Raw genomic sequence first — 18,762 nt, 5'->3', positions numbered from 1 at the left:
GTTCAGGTTACTGCCAGCTCCATATAATTAAATCAAATCAATAGATGACTCAAGTCAATACCCACATACATCAAATGATTAATGTATTGAAAGGAGGTGAACTTGCTGTTTTGGCTATCGTTAGAAAATTAAAGATACCACCACCAAATACTTAATTTCATGAAGGGAACGAAGCCAGTTACTTATTTTCAATCCATTCTAAGGAGGTTTATTTTATGTTAAGACAATGGAAGAAACGATGGAAGAAAAGTGCAGTTATCGTTAGTGCTGCGGTACTTGCTACATCATTTGCTGGCACAATTTCTTTGCCATCCGTTCATGCAAATGAAGCTGGAGAAACACCATACCAAATGGAGTACCTGGAAAGAGGTGTGGTAGCTGTTCATACAAATGACGGCATCTTTGTGAGCTGGCGTTTACTAGGAACAGATTCAAAGGATGTTGCTTTTAACCTTTATCGAGATGGCGAAAAGGTAAATGAGGAGCCAATAACAACAAGCACAAACTATTTAGATAAAGAAGGAACAACTGATTCGACATATAATGTAAGCGTTATCTCTGGTGGTGAAGAGGTTAATGAATCAAACGAAGTGAAAGTATGGGGTAACCAATATCACTCCATTCCGCTTCAGAGACCAGAAGGCGGCACAACTCCTGATGGGGTAGAGTATACTTATCATGCAAATGATGCAAGTGTGGGAGATCTTGATGGTGATGGTGAATATGAAATCGTCTTAAAGTGGGAACCGTCCAATGCAAAAGATAATGCACACGAAGGCTATACTGGCGAAGTTTTTCTGGATGCTTATGAATTAGATGGTACAAAACTTTGGAGAATTGGTTTAGGTAAAAATATTCGAGCTGGAGCTCATTATACCCAATTTTTAGTTTATGATTTTGATAGTGATGGCAAAGCTGAAGTTACACTAAGAACAGCAGATGGTGCAACAGATGCTGCTGGTAATGTAATAGGAGATCCGGAAGCGGATTACCGTAACAATTCTGGATATATTTTGGAAGGACCTGAATACTTAACTGTTTTTGATGGAGCAACAGGTGAAGAACTTGCTACAACAGACTTTTCACCAGCCCGGGGAAATATGGGGGACTGGGGAGACACCTATGGTAACAGGGGAGACCGATTCCTTGCAGGCGTTGCTTACCTTGATGGACAGAAGCCTAGCATAGTAATGACACGGGGTTATTATGAAAAAACAATGCTCACTGCTTTTAACTTTAGAAATGGCGAGCTGAAAAAACTGTGGACGTTTGATAGTGATGATGCTGGTAATGAGGCATATGCAGGTCAGGGAAATCACAATTTAAGTATTGCTGATGTAGATGAAGATGGGAAAGATGAAATTATCTTTGGAGCAATGGCAGTGGATCATGATGGCAGCGGTCTGCATGCAACAGGCTGGGGACATGGAGATGCGATGCATGTAAGTGATCTAAATCCAGCTCGACCGGGATTAGAAGTTTTCCAAGTGCATGAATCATCTAATTCACCATACGGTCTATCGTTCCGTGATGGGGAGACAGGCGAAGTGATTTGGGGTGTGCATACAGGTGCTGATACCGGACGGGGAGTATCATCTGATGTGGATCCCAGGTATCCTGGTGCAGAAGCATGGGCCGTTGCTGGAGAATGGAATGACCGTAAAGGCGGTATTTATACAGCTGAAGGTGAGAAAATAGGTGATAATATTCCTAGTTCGAACTTTGCCATCTGGTGGGACGGCGATTTATCACGTGAACTGCTGGACCATGACTGGACAAATTACGAGATCGGCATTGGTACACCAAGAATAGATAAATGGGATTACGAAAATGGAGAGCTTAACAACATTCTCACATTGGAAGGAACTACTTCTAACAATGGAACAAAAGGAAATCCGGCATTACAAGCGGATATCGTTGGTGACTGGCGGGAAGAAATTATCGTAAGAGATATTGAGAGTACGGAACTGCGTCTCTATACAACAACCGATCTAACAGAACACAGGATTCCAACACTTATGCATGATCCAGTTTATCGCTTAGGAATTGCTTGGCAAAATGCTGCTTACAACCAACCACCACATACAGGCTACTTTTTAGGAAATGACATGGAGGAAGCACCACAACCAGACGCAGACTATATTGTTCCATCAACTGTCGAAATAAATCCTGAAAAACTGGCTGGAAAGTTAAAAGGAGATCTTACTATTCAGGTGAAAGTTCCAGATAATGCTGCGGACTTAGTAGATGGTGATTCTGCCAAACTTTCTATCAATGGTGAAGAAGTTAAAGGGGAAATTTCAGCAGTAAATGAAGGGTATCAAGTGAAAATGGAGCGTAGAGACTTTGCCAGGGCCCTTGAAAGACAAATCGGTGAAACGGAAGTAAGAGTTAGTATTACTTCTGCGAATGGGGAGATCTTTGTTGGCTCCGATGTGCTTAATCTTCGAACATTGGAGCCTGATTTATCTGTTCAAGAAGCAGAGGCGGTAAAAGCAGGTGATTCGTTTGGTCTTACCTATGCGATTAGCGGTGAAGGAGATAATCTCCGCTCTATTGAAATGAAGCTGAACTATGATCCAGAACAAGTGGAGTTTGTTTCTGTTGATCCTTTAGTCAAAAAGGTGAAAATAACTCATGATTCTGAGCAGCCAGGTGAGGTACATGTTATGGTTGAAGGTGCACCAAGTCGCTTTTTTCATGATCCAGAGTTGTTTAAAGTAAATATGAAAGCGAAAGAAACAGAAGCGTTGACTACTGACATTACTCTTACGGATATTGCCTATACAAGTACTAGTAAGGAAGTTGTGTCAATGATTGATATAGGCCAGTCTGTCGATTTGTATGATGATGTTGCCAATATTACAGTGAACAGTGAAGATGGTGTGCAGTCCATTAATTCAAATGGCGGGACATTAAAATTAACGTCACAGGTTTTCCCAGCAAATGCGACGCAAACTGTTGAATGGTCTGTCACTGATCTGGATGGGTCAAATACGGACATTGCTACTATTACTTCAGATGGAGTGTTGTCAGGTAATAAGGCAGGTTTAAATGGGGAAGTTAAAGTGATTGCAGAGGCGACAGATGGATCCGGAGTTGTTGGTGAGCTGGTCATTGATATCTCGAACCAGTTGGAATTAATAACAGGAGATCTTTTTGGAACAAACCCGCCATGGTCAGAAGGGACAGAGTATGATAAAGCATTTGACGGCGATACCAATACTTTCTTCGACTATAAGGAAGCAAATGGCGGTTACACAGGTATGGACGCTGGTGAAGGGAATCAAGTAGAGCTTACTCAAGTCAGATTCTTTCCACGAACTGGTTTCACCGATCGAATGACTGGAGGGAAGATCCAAGGATCAAATGTTTCTTCAGATGAAGGGTTTGTTGATCTATATACGATCACTTCAGAACCGGAAGCTGGATGGAATGCCGTGGACATAACATCTGAAGAAACCTATCGTTATTTCCGATATATTAGCCCTGATGGCGGGCATAGTAATATTGCTGAGCTTGTATTCTATACTCAATAAAAAAACTATTTGGCATAAGTTCGATTTTTCGAGCTTATGTCTTTTCCTTGTTTGCTTCCTTACTAATCTGAAGTTAAATGAAAATGTTAAAAAATTGAATTGTGTTAAATAAGTCAACTTGAGAAAAACGGTTTATACAATCATAAAAGAGAGATACTTATAAAGAAATATATTAAAATGGAGGAATCTCACATGACAAAAGCAGCCATTATTACAGGAGCTGGCAGTGGTTTAGGGCAAGCAGCTGCCACACGCTTAGCTGAAGATGGAGTGAACATCTCTGTTGTGGATATTAATGAGCAAGGTGGTAAGGAAACAGTAGAAATGGTCAAAAAGCTCGGAGCTGACGCTATTTTTATCAAGGCAGATGTATCTAAACAGGAAGATGTAAAGAACTATGTTGATAAAACGGTAGAGCATTTTGGTTCCATCGATTATTTCTTTAACAATGCTGGTATTTCGGGCAGCGGGAAGTACTATTTAGAAACAGAAATTAATGAAATTGAAAAGATTGTCGGAATTAATTTACTTGGAGCATTATACGGGGTACGTTATGTAGCTGAACAAATGATGAAAAATGGTGGAGGTTCCATTGTTAATACAGCATCAAGTGCTGGTGTTATCGGTCAGGATTCTGTTGTTACTTATTCTGCTACAAAACATGGGATTATCGGTCTGACAAAAAGTATGGTTGCAGAGTATGCGAAAGACGGGTTACGTGTAAATGCCATTGCGCCAGGACCAACAGAAACTCCGATGGTTAAAGAATTTTACGAAGAGAATCCTAAGATGAAAGAAAATGCTACAAGCGGGATACCGCAAAAACGGTTAGGTACTCCTGAAGAAGTAGCAGAGTTAGTTGCATTTTTATTAACTTCAAAGGCGGAGTATATTAATGGTGAAGTAATACGTATCGATGGTGGGTTTACAAACACGAAATAAACAAAACACTGCTTAGTTAATTCATTAATTCCTGAAGGTAAACTTTATAGGCTGTCGAGGAACATCTATACTCGACAGTTTTTTTTACTTCTTCCAAACTTTCACAATCGATAAACGGATAGTGGGGATACAAAAAACCCCACTGATCAAAGTCTCGCTTTATCTGTTAATATGTCAACGTTTACATAAACGATAAAAAAATAGTAAGATAGAATTGGAGTGAATAATAAATCTTCGAAAGAGGTGTATATTTTGATCAACCTAGCTATCATTAGTGAAAATCATGAACGTGTGCATGAATGGATGAAGATTGAGCATGTGGATATTGCTGCCATTTTACTTACAGAGGGAGTTGACAGTAATCAAATTCCAAAAGAATTAAAACATAAGTTAGTACATAAACCGGAAGATATACTTTCCATGGATGTAGATCTTGTGGATCTATGTGTCCCGGCTCAGGTGAAACCTGATATGATCCGCCAGCTTTATAAAGAGGGGTTACATATTTTTACGGAAACACCTCTTGCAACAGACGCAAATCTAGCAGCAACCCTTTATAAGGAATGTAAAGATAAAATGGTAGGTTTATATGTTGGGAATACGATCCGTTTCTCTCCCGAGTTTTTAGAGGCTAGGAAACATGTTGAAAATGGTCAGCTTGGTAGAACTGGAGTTAATCGAATCTCATCAAAAGACAAACACCCTGGAGATAACGCTGACATCTTTTTAGAGCTTGGTGCCCCTGTGTTCGACTGGTTGTACTGGACATTTGGTGAGGTGGAACGAGTGATTGCAAAACAAGTTCAAAAGCAACGTAAAGACGGATCTCCCGTTGAATATGCACTTATTGATTTAAGACATGAAGATCAAACATTTTCCCATGTGGAGTTATCCTGGGCGGGCAGTGAAAAACAAATGAGTTTTGAACTTACCGGAAATCAAGGAATGTTAGAAAATGATAGTAAAAATAGCCAGCCGATCGTTGTGGAAGGTGCAGCAGACATTGCTCTTGAAGAGCAGATTCTGGGAAAAACAGCTATACAAAGAGAATTAGACCATGTTGTGCAAGTAATAAAACAATCACAAAAACCAATCGTTACGACAGAAGATGCAATAAAGGCGGTTAAGATAACAGATGCTGTGAAGAAATCTGTCTCAACAGGACAGCCTGTTGAACTGAAAGAAGGTGTTATCCTATGAAAATAGCCATCATCAGTTTCGCCCATATGCATGCTTTGAGCTATGCTTCTGCTTTGGTGAATAATCCAGAAACAGAATTAGCTGGTATTTGGGATGAAGATCAGCAACGAGGACATAAAATGGCGGAACAATTTGGGTCAACTTATTATGCCGATTTAGATCAGCTGCTGCAATCAGACATTGATGCTGTGATCGTCTGTTCAGAAAATGTGAATCATAAAAAACATGTATTGAAGGCAGCGAGTTACCAAAAACATATTTTATGTGAAAAACCAATTGCAACAGAAATTAACGATGCGATCGAAATGATTAATGCATGTAATGAGCATGATGTAATTTTGCAAGTAGCTTATCCAGTAAGATTCGCACCATCCATCCAAAAAGTGAATGAGATTATTAAAGCAGGGAAAATTGGTGAGATTATTGCCGTAAATGCAACTAACCATGGACAAATGCCTGGAGGCTGGTTTATTGAAAGAGAACTGTCCGGGGGCGGGTCTGCAACAGATCATATTGTTCATATTATGGATTTACTTCGCTGGATGTTAGAAGATGAAGTGAGAAATGTTTATGCAGAGTTTGACACACGCTTTTATGACATCCAAGTGGAAGATTGCGGTCAAGTTTTGCTGGAATTGGAATCAGGTGTGATTGTTTCCATCGATCCAAGCTGGTCCCGTCCACAAACATACCCAACATGGGGAGATGTGACAATGGAAGTTGTAGGAACAGAGGGGACCTTATCTGTAGATGCATTTAAACAGCACAATTTATTCTATAATGATAAAGATGGAAAAGTACAGCAACAGCCATGGTCAGAGGATATGGATGAAGGATTGGTCAATGATTTTATTGCATGTGTAAAAGAAGGCAGGAAACCGTTTATTACAGGAGAAGATGGCTTGAGAACATTGGAAGTTGTAAAAGCTGCTTATCAATCAGATAAACAAAAAGAAACAGTTGTACTTACACGTCATCAATTATAAAAGAAACCAATAAATCACAAAGGTATAGAGCATTGCCTAACTATGCCATTAAGTCAAGTTTCTGTACTGAAATCCCCCGCTTTACTAATCAAAGCGGGGGAGCATACAGTGATGTTTATTTAATTGCAGCAATGTTAATCGAACTCGGCAAATATGACCCGCCTGAATGCATAATATCTAGTTCTATGGAACCTTCCTTTTTCTCTACTGTATAATCAATGACATTAACGACTTCTGTATTTGGATCTAAGGCGGAGATGTTAAATACCCCGTCTTTTGTTTTAACCGTACCGCTATAGGATCCGCCTCTGCTGGCAATCCTCACTCTAACTGTTTTTTCTTTATCCGTATGATTAATATAAGGTAATTTCACTTTATAAACAGCACCATAATGTCCTTTGTTTGAAATGGATGAGGCATTTTCTGTCAAGCTGTTTTCTTCATTGAAAATGTTATCTGTTATGCCATTTGATATGTTGTAAGATAACTCCCCATCCTGCTGGACATGATAAGTTGGCAAGACAGCAATAAGTTCTGAACTGCGCCACACCCCTCTTGGATGCATGTTCGTTCGATCAGCTGGTACAGGTGTTGATTTTATTTGTGTTAAGTCACTATTATTCTGACTTACTACTGTTCTTATAACATAATTTAACTCCCCTGTTCCTGAGGTTTTGGTAACAGAAAAATCTTGTAAAAATCCTATCATTTCATTTGGTTTTATTTCGAAACTGCCTAACATTATTGTTTCTCCTGATTCAGCTTTATTCGTACTTAGATTTACAGGCTGCAATTGATTATTTAGTACAGATTCAGAAATGGGTAGACCGATGTCATAATCATACCAGCTGTTTGAGCTGATTTTATGAATGCCTTCTAATTTTCTTACTTCAATCGTATTGGTTTTAGATAAATTTTCGATCGTAATTCCAACCGTTATTTCTTTATGTAATTTATTCATGTGCCAGCCAACTACACGGTGGTCTACTGATTCTCCATTTTCTTTGACGATATCATTCCATAAAGTAGCATTTTCCTGCTTAATAGTTTTAGAGTTTAACGTTTCCGGATTATCACTTAGCATTAATCTTCTATCACCGCTCATTCTTACTTCTTTTACATTTCTAATGTTCGAAATATTGTCTTGTTCTTTGGTTAGAAAATCAGCTGTAAGATCTGACATTGTAATAGTAATTATCTTTGATTCCGGATCATATTCAACCGTTCCGCCAAATGCTTCCCCAACCAATCGTAAAGGAATCATCGTTTTGCCATTGTAAATAACTGGCGGAACAGATATCTGCCGTGGTTGTTCATTTATCATAATTTTATGAGAATTGATTTTTAAGTAGAGATCTTTGTTTCCTTTCGTTGCAAAGACAGATCTTTCTTCCTCGTTCCACTTTACAGTCGCCCCCAGTGATTCAAATGTTTCTCTTAAGGGGACTAAAGTAGTTCCATCCTTGATAATCGGTCTGACAGGATAGTTAACTTTCATACCATCAACAAATACCACTGAAGCAGATGGAGAATATTCCTCCTCCTCTGTTATAGTTTCCTGAATACCTGCAGCTGAAGCGGAAGTATTCATAAATAGAAATGAAGCAAAAAAAGTCATAAACAAAGTATAGATAAAATTAATCCTTATTGGTAATTGCATGAAAAACAAGCCTCCCATATTAGTAGATTTTTTCTTAAGACTTCTGCTGAACTATAACACTTTAAATTAATAAATTTTCTCATATAGTAATTTAGTATTAATTTTACCAGAGAAAAACTAAACATAAAATAATGAATTTCAATAAAAATAGGATAATTAGATTATATCGAATGAATAAATTTGACTGTAAAAATGCACAAATTTGAAACTGTGTCCAAACTTTATGTTCAATTCAGCTTGTGGATTTGATGATTAGTAAAGTTTTTTTGCGAAAAGACATTTCCTTACAAATAAAAAAGCTTCTCACCATCAGGGGTGAAAAGCTTTCTAATTATTATTCTGCTACGATTTCATATCCTTGTTCCTGCAGCATTTGAACCGATCTTTGGAGACTGATACCTCTGCTTGTATCTCCTTCAACCATAGAACCTGTTAATTGGGCAATCTGCTCAGGGTCTGCTGTATCATAGTTTACTTTCGTGGATTCTATTAGCTTATCTTCTTGGTAATCAATGCTATGTGTTACACCTTCAACATTTTGGTAACCTGCTACAGCTTCCGCAAATTGTGCTTCCGCTTCTTCAGGACCTGTAAGGCCGATAGAAGCATAAGTAAGAACACTTTCTGCTGTTTGCTCAATTACCTTGTCACCTTGAGCGTAATATGTAAGGGTAGATGTTGCTCCATTTTGTTCCATTTTCAGTGTGACGGTGTTTTCTCCGGTTGGATCAATATTTAATTCAGATGCAGCACTTTCATCCGTTGCGCTACTGTTTTCACTTTCCTCTTCATTCGTTGTCTCTTCTTGTTCTGCATTCTCATCAGTATTTTCTGGAGTTTCAGCAGTCTCGTTGTCTGTATTTTCAGCAGTATCATTTTCGTTAGTTTCATTTTCTGCCGTTTCGTTAGTTTCATTTTCATTAGCTGCATCCTCTTCAGTATTGCCTGTTTCACTGGAATTACAAGCAACAAGTGTAATACTGATCAGTAATGCCATACAAAATATCATCCATTTTTTCATTTTGCAGTTCCTCTCTCTTTTTAAGTTTAATAGAATTTAATAATAAATACAATTTCCACATTTTTCAATAGGATATAAATAATGGTTCATATCTACCATCATCCTTTGTTGAAACATGCTGGTTTGGTCAGTTTGACCGCTTTTTAATCTGATCGTTACCCCTTCCCATTATGATTTTAGGTATAAAGAAGCAAGGTAAGCTTCCTTTTCATTAGTACCCTTTAGAAAAAAATGAAAACATATTTTATTATTTTTGTGCATGTTTACCACTATTCGAGGTTCTCTGCTGTCCCTGTTCGGTGTTTTCTCGCATAATGCATTGGAGTCCATGGATGTTTTATTTTTTGGATCCAATACCTGCCCTGTAACAAATAAATAATAAAAGTAAGTGATCTGTAACAAATGCTGATTTGTCAGTAGTAAGCACGCGTTGTATCTAAGATTTTATATTACAAAATGTTCTAATATTGTAAAAATAGTTGGAAAATTAGCCAGTTAAATTCCATCTTTATCCTATTGATGTTTCAAGGGGGATGTGCGTGGTAGTTATAATTAACCTCAATAATGGTTTTTGCCATTTGAAGATTAGAGGTATCTTTTGTAAAGCCCATACTAAGCGGAGGTGATTGACAGAATTCTCGATATAGGCTTTGTCATTAATGTGTTTACAGATGTATCACGTGTTTTATTACCTTTAGTGGAAAGGGAAGTTACAGTGAATACGGATAATTAATGGAAGTGGGCAAAAGCAGCAAGGGTCCTTCTTAAAAGAAAATATGCGTTTAACATTTTGAGTAATAAAGGAAGGTGAACGGATGGCTGAGCAAAAGACTCATCATGCAAGTGATAACGGTAGTTCAAACTCGATAAAATATATCTTGCTGGGTGGAGTGGCAGGTGCAGGTGTTGGATTATTATCCAATCCTGGAACTGTACAAACCCTTTATCACAAGGTTCAGGTTTCAGAGACTGGACAAAAAATAACCAAAGAACTTGGTCGGAATTTGCAGCAGCTGATTACGCAACAGGCAATAGCAGCAGTCCAGCAAGCTGCACCTGACTATTTGCACAAGGCAAAAAAGAAATTTTCAAGTTCAGAGTCTGAAGGGAATGAAAAGGAAAAAGATGCGAACTATGAAGAGATAAAACAAGAGAACAGGCAAATAAATCAACGGTTGGAAAATATAGAGCAAAAGCTCGAAGAACTGCTAAAAGCGAATGATCAGCCGGTTCGGTAAAGGAGGATTTTATGAAAAATCCAGTTAAAAAAACGGCTGTGAAAATGGCAGAAAAAGCGTTCGAAAAGGCGCCGGATTCGTTAAAAGAAAAAGCAAAAGACAAACTAAAGGAAAAGGCAAAAGAAGGAATGGAAGATAAGGTACGCGAGAATGCCGAAGAGGCAACAATGAAAGTGCAGGATGCCCTGCTTTCTGCTCGTGAAAAACTGGGCAGTGTGAAGAAAGCAGGAGAAAATTTGCAAGAGCGTATTTCTTCAAGTAACAATAACCGTCAGATAAAAAGCTATCAGGATTTGAAGGGAATTCAACATATTAAGAGCTCAAAAGATATCAAAGGTGCAAATAATATCAAAAGTTCGACGGAAATTAAGTCATCAGGGAATATCAAAAAAATCAGCTCTTAAAATCTTTACAATAAAGGAGAATTAAATATGGCTATCCAAAAAACAACAGACAGTTCAAGTTTAGCAGAGGTAATTGACAGAATCTTAGACAAGGGTATTGTAATTGATGCATTTGCTAGAGTATCCGTAGTTGGGATTGAGATACTAACAGTGGAAGCAAGAGTAGTTATCGCAAGTGTTGACACATGGCTGCGATATGCAGAAGCAGTAGGCCTGTTAAGAGATGAGGTGGAAGAAGAAGGTTTACCAGCACAGCAAAATGAACGAGGAGAAGCATCGTTTAGTGTCTGATAGTCAGGGGGCTTCTATAGCCCTCTCTCCCATCGTTACGAGGAGGTAAGGTATGAAAATAAAAGAAATCATGAAAAATGTTAATGAATTTTTCTTGGAGAATGTCGCTCCTCCACATAAGATCACTTCCGTAGAAAAAATGGAGGAAGGTGGATGGAAGATAAAGATAGAAGTAGTGGAAGAAAAAGAATATATGAAAAAATATGCCAAAGATGAAATGCTGGGCACATATGAAGTTTTACTGGATGAAGACCAAGAGATAACAGCGTATAAGAGAGTGGAGGTACGTTATCGGAGTGCGGTCGGTGTAGAGAGCTAGAAATAATGGAGGGATCAGAAGATGACCGTTTTAAATGAAAAAGTGACGACAGACTACAAAGCTCTAATCCAAGATAACGCAACGAAATCATTAATAAACAGATCTGTACAATATATTAAAGCAGGTTATCCTGTTCATTTTACAGGTCCCTCTGGTTCTGGTAAAACGTCGATCGCGTTAGCATTGGCTAAAAAGATTAAACGGCCAGTTATGCTGATGCATGGTAATCATGAATTAAACAATAGAGATTTAATCGGAACTTTTAATGGATATACAAGTGAAAAGGTAGTTGACCGGTATGTCCGGTCTGTTTATAAAAAGAATGAGACCGTAACAGAATCATGGAAAGATGGACGTTTACTAGAAGCAGTCAAACACGGGTATACCCTTATTTATGATGAATTTTCCCGTTCTCAGCCAGCAACAAATAATATCTTTCTCTCCATTCTGGAAGAAGGAGTCCTGCCACTATATGGTTCAAAATTAACAGAGCCTTTCATAAAAGTACATCCCAAGTTTTCGATGATCTTTACTAGTAATCCTCAGGAATATGCAGGAGTCTATCAAACGCAAGAAGCATTATTAGATAGATTGATAACATTACATGTTGGCTTTAAGGATAAAGATCAAGAAGCTGTCATTATAAGTGAAAAACTGGGGTTAGATAAGAAAGCGGCAGAAGTAATCTCAGAGATTGTTGATGATTTGCGCCAGAAATTCGGTGACAGAAAAGGAGCTCCCAGCCTCAGAACATCGCTCCAAATAGCACAGATGGTGAAAATGGATGATATACCTGTCGACGGAACTGACCGGGACTTTCAACAGCTTTGTCAAGATGTGCTAGGCCACTCTGTAATGCAGGGATTAGAACTTTCGATTACAGAGACAAATGATCTTATCCTGGAATGCTGCAGGAAACTGAAGGAAAGAGAAAGGTGATAAAAAATGATAGAGGAACAAGAGAAAGGTATCTATATTTTCTGTGCTGTACAGACTGATGAAAAAGAAGAGTTTGCCCCCATTCTTTTTGATAATCAAGAGAGGTTTGTTTTTACCATTCACTATAAGGATGCAGCAATGGTTGCGGCTGAAGTGCCGATGAAGATCTTTCATCCCAATAAGGAAAACCTGTTGATGCATCAACAGCTTGTTTCAAAGGTAATGGCTGACAAAGATACGGTTATTCCGATTAGCTTTGGAAATGTATTTCATTCAGTCGAAGACGTAGAAGTTTTACTTGAGAACCTTTATCCCCAGTTTGAAAAACTATTCCCTGCAATCAAAGGGAAAATGGAGCTTGGTCTGAAGGTTACAGGAAAAACTGATTGGCTGAAATCGCAAGTTTATGCAAATGAAAAAGTAGGACAGCTGGCTGGACAATTGCGCGGCAAAACAGAAATGGCAGGATACTATGACAAGATTCAGTTAGGCGGGGCAACACAGGAGATCTTTTCATCAATTATCCGTGAAATAGAAGAGGATATTTATACTCCGCTTAAGGGAAGCGCAGAAGCAGCCAAGGTAAATGATCCTGTTGGAGAGAAAATGCTCTTAAATGCTTCCTTTTTAGTTGATCGCGAGAAAGAAGCAGAATTTGATGAGCTTGTAAATGCAGCACATGAAAAATGGCAGGATAAAGTTGATTTTAAATACAGCGGGCCATGGCCGGCTTACAATTTTGTCAATATTCGATTAACGGTTGAGGAGAGTTGATCATATGCTCCACAAGATAGTGACAGCACCAATGAATGTCATGGTCAAAATAGGAGAAAAAGTGAAGGAAGAAGCGGAAAAAGAATTATATGACCTTCCAACAATTCAGCGCAAACTTATCCATTTACAAACAATGTATGAGCAAGGAGAGGTTGCGGAAGATGATTACAAAAATAAGGAAGAGGACTTGCTGTATCGCTATGAACAGGCAAAACTGATCGAAATGAAGCAGTGGCAGGACATGGCAAGCAGGAAAAAGTGAGGTGGCAGTATGGAGCAATTAATCTATCTATACGGATTTATCCCGGGAATTGAAGCGAAACAAAATCCCTTATCAGAAATGAAAGGATTTGATGGTGAAACTAGTATATATACGGTTTCTGCAGGTAATATGGAAGCCGTAGTCTGTGCGCTGGATGAAACAGAATTTTCAGAGCAGGCGCTCCAGGAAAAGACAGAAAATGATATAAAGTGGCTTCAGCAAAAAGCTTTGCATCACCATCATACAATCATGAATCTTTATAAGCAATATACGTTAATTCCATTAAAATTCTGTACAATTTATAAAAGTGAAGCAAGATTGCATCAGACAGTGGAGCCAAAAATGAAGCAGATGGAAACAGCTTTAGAGCAGATCAAAGGAAGAGAAGAGTGGAATCTGAAAATCTATTGTGAGGATGCGCAATTAAAAGAAGAGATAAGCAACAACAGCTCTGTAGTAGGAGCAAAGAAAAAAGAAATCAGCCAGCTGTCACCAGGTCGCCGTTTCTTTGAAATGAAAAAAATAGACAGTTTAATTGAGGAAGAACTGGATAAGGAAAAGAACAACATTTGTGAAGACATACATGGCCAGATGAAACAGTACGCAACAGATGCAACCGTCAAAATGAATTGGAGCAAAGAAATGACAGGCCGTAAGGAGAATATGTGCTGGAACAGTATATATTTCCTTGAAAAGCCACATGTTGAATCATTTCTCAGAGAAATGGAACAAAAGGAAAATGCATTTGCAGATAAAGGCTTTACATTAGAATTAACAGGACCTTGGCCAGCATATCACTTTGCAGGTTTAAAGTGAGGGGATAAAGATGCCGATAAGGGAATCTGTCGAAAACAAAGATATCGCATTGATTGATATTTTAGACGTGATACTGGATAAAGGAATTGCAATTAAAGGAGACCTGATTATTTCCATAGCAGGAGTAGACCTTGTTTATTTAGATTTACGGGTGTTGATCTCATCCGTTGAAAAGCTGGTGCAAGCTCGTGAAAATAATCCAAGTGTCTTATCTTCTCAATTATTGGACACGCAAAGGAGGGAATTGTCTGATGCAACAAGCGAATCAGAACACCGGCCGGATTAATCTTGATCCAGATAATGCCGAAGATGGACTTGCACAGCTGGTCTTGACAGTAATCGAGCTCTTGAGACAAATTGTGGAACGTCATGCCATGAGGAGAGTGGAAGGTGGCAATTTAACAGAGGAGCAGATTGAAGACCTTGGTGTTGCTTTAATGAATTTAGAAGAAAAAATGGAAGAATTGAAGAACATATTTGGATTGGATGCAGAAGATTTAAATATAGATTTAGGACCATTAGGCAAACTTATGTAAATGAGATGGAGGTGCAGAGTGTATGCCTGTCGAACATCCGGTACAATCCAACACGATTGTTGATGTGTTGGATAAAATTCTCGATAAAGGTGTCGTAATAGCAGGTGATATATCTGTTGGAATAGCAGACGTGGAACTATTAACAATAAAAATAAGATTAATAGTTGCCTCTGTCGATAAAGCCAAGGAAATTGGGATGGATTGGTGGGAGACGGATCCCTATTTAAGCTCAAAAGCAAATGAAAATAATAAGGTGTTAGAAGCAGAAAACAGACAGCTTAAGGAACGACTGAATCAACTGGAAGAAAGAATAAATACAAACATTGGGAGTGTGGAATAATGACTGAAAAACAAACAGTAAATGAGAATAAGAAAATGCCGCTCACAAGAACGATCTCTGGAGGTGTCTTGGGTGCGACCATCGGCTATCTCGCAACACCGGAGAACAGGAAAAAGCTTATTGCCGGAATCAATGATTCAGAATGGAAGGAAAAAGGGCTGGATCTTGGAAAAGCAGCAAAAGGAAAAGTTTCAAAGCTGAAGGATGCCGGGAAAAAGAAATCCCAAGCAGCATACCAGCGTGTCAAAGATGCTAACGTCTTTTCAAACGGCAAAAACGATTCAGATCAGGAATCGGATGATAATGTGACAACAGAATTAGTGAATGAAGAGAGTTTTATGGAATTAAAAGAAGAAAACAAGTTGCTTCAAGAAAGATTGAAGAATCTTGAAGAAAGACTTAATAAAATAGCTTCCTGCAACGAAGAGGAAAGTAATAATTCTCCGAAAGCCCAGAATAGTCAGCATGCTGACAGCAACAATCAGAATTTCTCATCTAATCAAAAGGAGAACTCGATGAATGATAACCAATCCGAGGATTCCGGATCAATGACAACAGCCATTTCCAATAATGATGATACAAACACACAGAGAAATAAGGAGTGAAATAAAATGAGTAAGGAGACAAGTGATGACATTCTTGCTTTTTTTGTCAAAGCAGCTAACCAAAATGATCTCAACTTGGATATTACGTTAAATGTCAAAGGAGCGATCGTTTCAGGTACAACCATTTCCGCACAGGAATATTTTTCCGAACTAAGTGAAGTGTTCGAAGATGGAAATGATATCTCAAAGAAAATCAGTGAACAGTTAATGCATGCAAGTGAAGGAGCAGAATCACATGTTGAAGAACCTGCTCATTATATTCACTTAAAGCATACGAAAGTATTTTGCGGTGATAGCAAATCTACACCATCAAAAGGCAAAATACTGTGGCGGGGAAATTTAAGCGATATTGATGGTTTCTTTCTGGGAAAGATCGCTGAATCCACCTCAAGCTCCAACTGAAAGATTAAGCTTATCGTTTTTCTAACTAGGGCAACCATTGAAAAATGGCTCTAGTTTTTTTTGTGTAAAAAAGTTAATGAAATCTCACATATCTGTTATTTGCGGCATATGATTAAATCGTTCGAAAAAAGTTTGCTCAAGGAAACTTATTATCGTTTAAGAAATTTACTTGACAAAAGGAAAATTATCCATTAAATTTTTACTTGTAACAAAAAGTTGTATAAGGGAAAAACGGGAGGGAAAAATATGAAAAAAATATTCAGCTTTATACTGGTAGCAGGTTTTGTACTGTTTTTGGCAGCATGTGGTGATAACGCAGACACGTCCGGTGATTCTAACGGTGAATCAAATAATGAAACACCAACTGAAACAGCAGCAGATGATGCAAGTGAAGAAACACCTACTGAAACTGCAGCCAATGAATCAAGTAATGACACAGAGAATTCCAACTCAGACAGTGAGAAAATTAACGTTGTAACAACAATTGCCCAAATCGGGGAGCCATTATCCTTGATAGGTGGAGATCGTGTAAATGTTCAAAGTTTAATGGGACCATCTGTTGACCCTCACTTATATAATCCAACACAAAGTGATGTTACAACAGTAGATGGAGCAGATCTGATTTTTTACAATGGCTTACATTTAGAAGCCAATATGGAGAAAATGTTCGAAGAAATTGGAAACTCTAAGCCGGTTTTAGCAATTGGTGAGGCCATTCCAGAAGACTCTTTATTAGAAGATGAAGAGGGTGTAGTGGATCCGCATATCTGGTTTGATATCGATCTTTGGAAACAGGCGTTAGAAGCAGCTGTGGATGAATTAAAAGAATTCTCACCAGATGATGCTGATTATTTTGAAGAAAATAAACAAACATATTTTGCTGAATTAGATAAAGTGAAAGAAGAAGCAGCAGTCTTGCAGGAGATACCGGAAGAACAACGAGTACTGGTAACTGCCCATGATGCATTTGGTTATTTTGGTGCGATGCATAATATGGAAGTGATCGGACTGCAAGGATTAAGTACAGAAGATGAAATCGGTGTCTCAGATATCAATGATACGGTGCAGATTATTCAAGAATATAATGTACCAGCAATCTTTGTTGAAAGCAGTATTAATCCTGATTCAATTGAGGCGGTAATTCAAGGTGCAGCAGATCAGGGTATCGAACTTTCACTTGGCGGCGAGTTATTTTCTGATGCAATGGGAGATCCGGAATCAGAGGAGGGTACATACCTTGGAATGTACCGTCATAATGTAAATACAATCTATGAAGCTTTGAATAAAGGGGAGGAGTAATTTGACACAGCCAGCACTAAAGGTACAAGATTTAGCTGCCTCTTATCGAAAAAATAAAGTATTATATGATATTAATTTCGAAGTAGAAGTTGGCTCATTAACAGGAGTAGTCGGTCCGAATGGTGCAGGCAAGTCTACGCTAATAAAGACGCTTCTGGATCTTCATCCAGCATTGACTGGTGAGAAGGAATTTTACGGTCTGCCGCTTAAAAAGGCAAAAAAGAAAATCGGTTATGTTCCTCAGCGCGGTTCGGTTGATTGGGATTTTCCTACAAATGCGCTGGATGTTGTGACAATGGGTCTATATGGTAATGTAGGCTGGCTGAAAAGACCAACACGTAAGGACAAACAAAAAGCCTATGAATCTTTGAAAAAAATGGGGATGGAAAGCTATGCTGACAGACAGATCAGCGAGCTTTCCGGCGGCCAGCAGCAGCGAGTGTTTCTCGCACGTGCATTAGTACAGGATGCAGATTTATATTTTATGGATGAGCCGTTGGCGGGTGTAGATGCAGCTACGGAAAGAGCGATCATGAAAATCTTGCAGGAATTAAAGTTCTTAGGGAAAACCGTCCTTGTTGTCCATCATGATTTGCAGACAGTGGAAGACTATTTTGATCATGTGCTTCTTTTAAATAAAACGGTTATCCATCATGGCAAAACAGAAGATACTTTTACACCTGATAATATTGCCGAAACATATGGCGGAAATATGAAGTGGATTACCTCCAGGAAGGAAGACAATCATGTGGTCGGCCCTGTTAACGAGTAATACTCAGTGGGTGCTTATAAGTACAATGGTTCTGGGAATTGCAGCTGGTACGATTGGTTGTTTAGCTTATTGGAAGAAGCAGAGCCTGATGAGTGATTCATTGGCTCATGCTTCTCTCCCTGGTGTTGTTATTGCCTATATGTTATTTGCAGAAAAAGATTTATACATTCTAATCGCTGGAGCAGCTGTTAGTGCATTGCTGGGGGCGGCTTTTATTCAGGCAATCCGCCAAACGACAAGGATTACAGAAGATACGGCAATGGGCATGATTCTGTCTGTGTTTTACGGACTGGGAATCATGCTGCTGACCATTGTAAATCGTTCTGCAGGAGGAAACCAGGCTGGACTGGACAGCTTTATCTACGGTCAGGCGGCTGCAATGGTTCGTTCAGATGTCTGGACAATGATAATCCTTGC

At 38.7% G+C, this 18,762-nt stretch carries 21 protein-coding genes and 1 pseudogene; 20 read left to right on the top strand and 2 right to left on the bottom strand.

Features of this window, described 5'->3' with window-relative positions; translation table 11 throughout:
• Positions 1-215: 215 nt before the first annotated feature.
• The 4 genes and pseudogenes from F9U64_RS22745 to F9U64_RS01020 form a co-directional block, all read left to right on the top strand.
• Positions 216-2,804 (top strand): annotated as a pseudogene (locus tag F9U64_RS22745) (rhamnogalacturonan lyase family protein); the annotation flags it as partial.
• 927 nt (positions 2,805-3,731) lie between these two features.
• Entirely contained in the window at positions 3,732-4,481 is a 750-nt protein-coding gene (locus tag F9U64_RS01030) for an SDR family NAD(P)-dependent oxidoreductase (protein WP_153400918.1), read from the top strand.
• Positions 4,482-4,733: 252 nt separating this feature from the next.
• Complete coding sequence (locus F9U64_RS01025; RefSeq protein WP_153400917.1) at positions 4,734-5,681, top strand: Gfo/Idh/MocA family protein; 948 nt, start codon at positions 4,734-4,736, stop codon at positions 5,679-5,681.
• Positions 5,678-6,667: a Gfo/Idh/MocA family protein gene (locus F9U64_RS01020; protein WP_153400916.1), complete on the top strand. Its 990-nt coding sequence runs from the start codon at positions 5,678-5,680 to the stop codon at positions 6,665-6,667. The genes F9U64_RS01025 and F9U64_RS01020 overlap by 4 nt, the downstream gene beginning before the upstream one ends.
• A 115-nt stretch (positions 6,668-6,782) precedes the next feature.
• Here F9U64_RS01020 and F9U64_RS01015 read toward each other — a convergent pair whose 3' ends face one another.
• Positions 6,783-8,327 (bottom strand): copper amine oxidase N-terminal domain-containing protein, encoded by a 1,545-nt coding sequence (locus tag F9U64_RS01015; protein ID WP_194287241.1) that lies wholly within the window; start codon positions 8,325-8,327, stop codon positions 6,783-6,785.
• Positions 8,328-8,661: 334 nt separating this feature from the next.
• On the bottom strand, positions 8,662-9,348 hold the full coding sequence (locus tag F9U64_RS01010) for a YehR family lipoprotein (protein WP_153400914.1): 687 nt from the start codon (positions 9,346-9,348) through the stop codon (positions 8,662-8,664).
• A gap of 815 nt (positions 9,349-10,163) precedes the next feature.
• Here F9U64_RS01010 and F9U64_RS01005 point away from each other — a divergent pair.
• The 16 genes from F9U64_RS01005 to F9U64_RS22735 all read left to right on the top strand — a co-directional run.
• A complete protein-coding gene (locus tag F9U64_RS01005) occupies positions 10,164-10,586 on the top strand; it encodes a hypothetical protein (protein WP_153400913.1) in 423 nt (140 codons plus the stop codon).
• A gap of 11 nt (positions 10,587-10,597) precedes the next feature.
• The gene (locus F9U64_RS01000; RefSeq protein ID WP_153400912.1) at positions 10,598-10,990 is read left to right on the top strand and encodes a gas vesicle protein GvpQ; all 393 of its coding nucleotides are present in this window, start codon (positions 10,598-10,600) and stop codon (positions 10,988-10,990) included.
• A 27-nt stretch (positions 10,991-11,017) separates the two neighbouring features.
• On the top strand, positions 11,018-11,281 hold the full coding sequence (gene gvpJ / locus F9U64_RS00995) for a gas vesicle protein GvpJ (RefSeq protein WP_153400911.1): 264 nt from the start codon (positions 11,018-11,020) through the stop codon (positions 11,279-11,281).
• A gap of 52 nt (positions 11,282-11,333) precedes the next feature.
• On the top strand, positions 11,334-11,600 hold the full coding sequence (gvpO, locus tag F9U64_RS00990) for a gas vesicle protein GvpO (protein ID WP_153400910.1): 267 nt from the start codon (positions 11,334-11,336) through the stop codon (positions 11,598-11,600).
• A 21-nt stretch (positions 11,601-11,621) separates the two neighbouring features.
• Entirely contained in the window at positions 11,622-12,539 is a 918-nt protein-coding gene (gene gvpN, locus F9U64_RS00985; protein ID WP_153400909.1) for a gas vesicle protein GvpN, read from the top strand.
• A 6-nt stretch (positions 12,540-12,545) separates the two neighbouring features.
• Positions 12,546-13,313: a GvpL/GvpF family gas vesicle protein gene (locus F9U64_RS00980; protein ID WP_153400908.1), complete on the top strand. Its 768-nt coding sequence runs from the start codon at positions 12,546-12,548 to the stop codon at positions 13,311-13,313.
• 4 nt (positions 13,314-13,317) lie between these two features.
• Entirely contained in the window at positions 13,318-13,575 is a 258-nt protein-coding gene (locus F9U64_RS00975; RefSeq protein WP_153400907.1) for a gas vesicle protein GvpG, read from the top strand.
• 9 nt (positions 13,576-13,584) lie between these two features.
• Positions 13,585-14,391 carry a GvpL/GvpF family gas vesicle protein gene (locus F9U64_RS00970; RefSeq protein ID WP_153400906.1) on the top strand — a complete coding sequence of 269 codons (807 nt, stop codon included), beginning with the start codon at positions 13,585-13,587 and terminating at the stop codon, positions 14,389-14,391.
• 10 nt (positions 14,392-14,401) lie between these two features.
• Positions 14,402-14,677, top strand: a complete 276-nt coding sequence (locus F9U64_RS00965) for a gas vesicle protein (RefSeq protein ID WP_153400905.1) — start codon at positions 14,402-14,404, stop codon at positions 14,675-14,677.
• The gene (locus F9U64_RS00960; RefSeq protein ID WP_153400904.1) at positions 14,643-14,927 is read left to right on the top strand and encodes a gas vesicle protein K; all 285 of its coding nucleotides are present in this window, start codon (positions 14,643-14,645) and stop codon (positions 14,925-14,927) included. Before F9U64_RS00965 ends, F9U64_RS00960 begins: the two co-directional genes overlap by 35 nt.
• A gap of 22 nt (positions 14,928-14,949) precedes the next feature.
• The gene (gvpJ, locus tag F9U64_RS00955) at positions 14,950-15,267 is read left to right on the top strand and encodes a gas vesicle protein (protein ID WP_153400903.1); all 318 of its coding nucleotides are present in this window, start codon (positions 14,950-14,952) and stop codon (positions 15,265-15,267) included.
• On the top strand, positions 15,267-15,872 hold the full coding sequence (gene gvpT / locus F9U64_RS00950; protein WP_153400902.1) for a YtxH domain-containing protein: 606 nt from the start codon (positions 15,267-15,269) through the stop codon (positions 15,870-15,872). Before gvpJ (F9U64_RS00955) ends, gvpT begins: the two co-directional genes overlap by 1 nt.
• A gap of 6 nt (positions 15,873-15,878) precedes the next feature.
• Positions 15,879-16,274 carry a gas vesicle accessory protein GvpU gene (gene gvpU, locus F9U64_RS00945; RefSeq protein WP_153400901.1) on the top strand — a complete coding sequence of 132 codons (396 nt, stop codon included), beginning with the start codon at positions 15,879-15,881 and terminating at the stop codon, positions 16,272-16,274.
• A 246-nt stretch (positions 16,275-16,520) separates the two neighbouring features.
• A complete protein-coding gene (locus F9U64_RS00940) occupies positions 16,521-17,573 on the top strand; it encodes a metal ABC transporter solute-binding protein, Zn/Mn family (protein WP_153400900.1) in 1,053 nt (350 codons plus the stop codon).
• A gap of 1 nt (position 17,574) precedes the next feature.
• Positions 17,575-18,345, top strand: a complete 771-nt coding sequence (locus F9U64_RS00935; RefSeq protein ID WP_153400899.1) for a metal ABC transporter ATP-binding protein — start codon at positions 17,575-17,577, stop codon at positions 18,343-18,345.
• A partial coding sequence (locus F9U64_RS22735) for a metal ABC transporter permease (RefSeq protein ID WP_228275539.1) occupies positions 18,320-18,762 on the top strand: 443 nt, incomplete at its 3' end. The genes F9U64_RS00935 and F9U64_RS22735, both read left to right, overlap by 26 nt.

It is taken from the genome of Gracilibacillus oryzae, assembly GCF_009498735.1.
GTDB lineage: Bacteria > Bacillota > Bacilli > Bacillales > Amphibacillaceae > Gracilibacillus > Gracilibacillus oryzae.
Note: the sequence above shows the minus strand (reverse complement) of the source record. Positions and strands in the feature narration are given on the sequence as shown.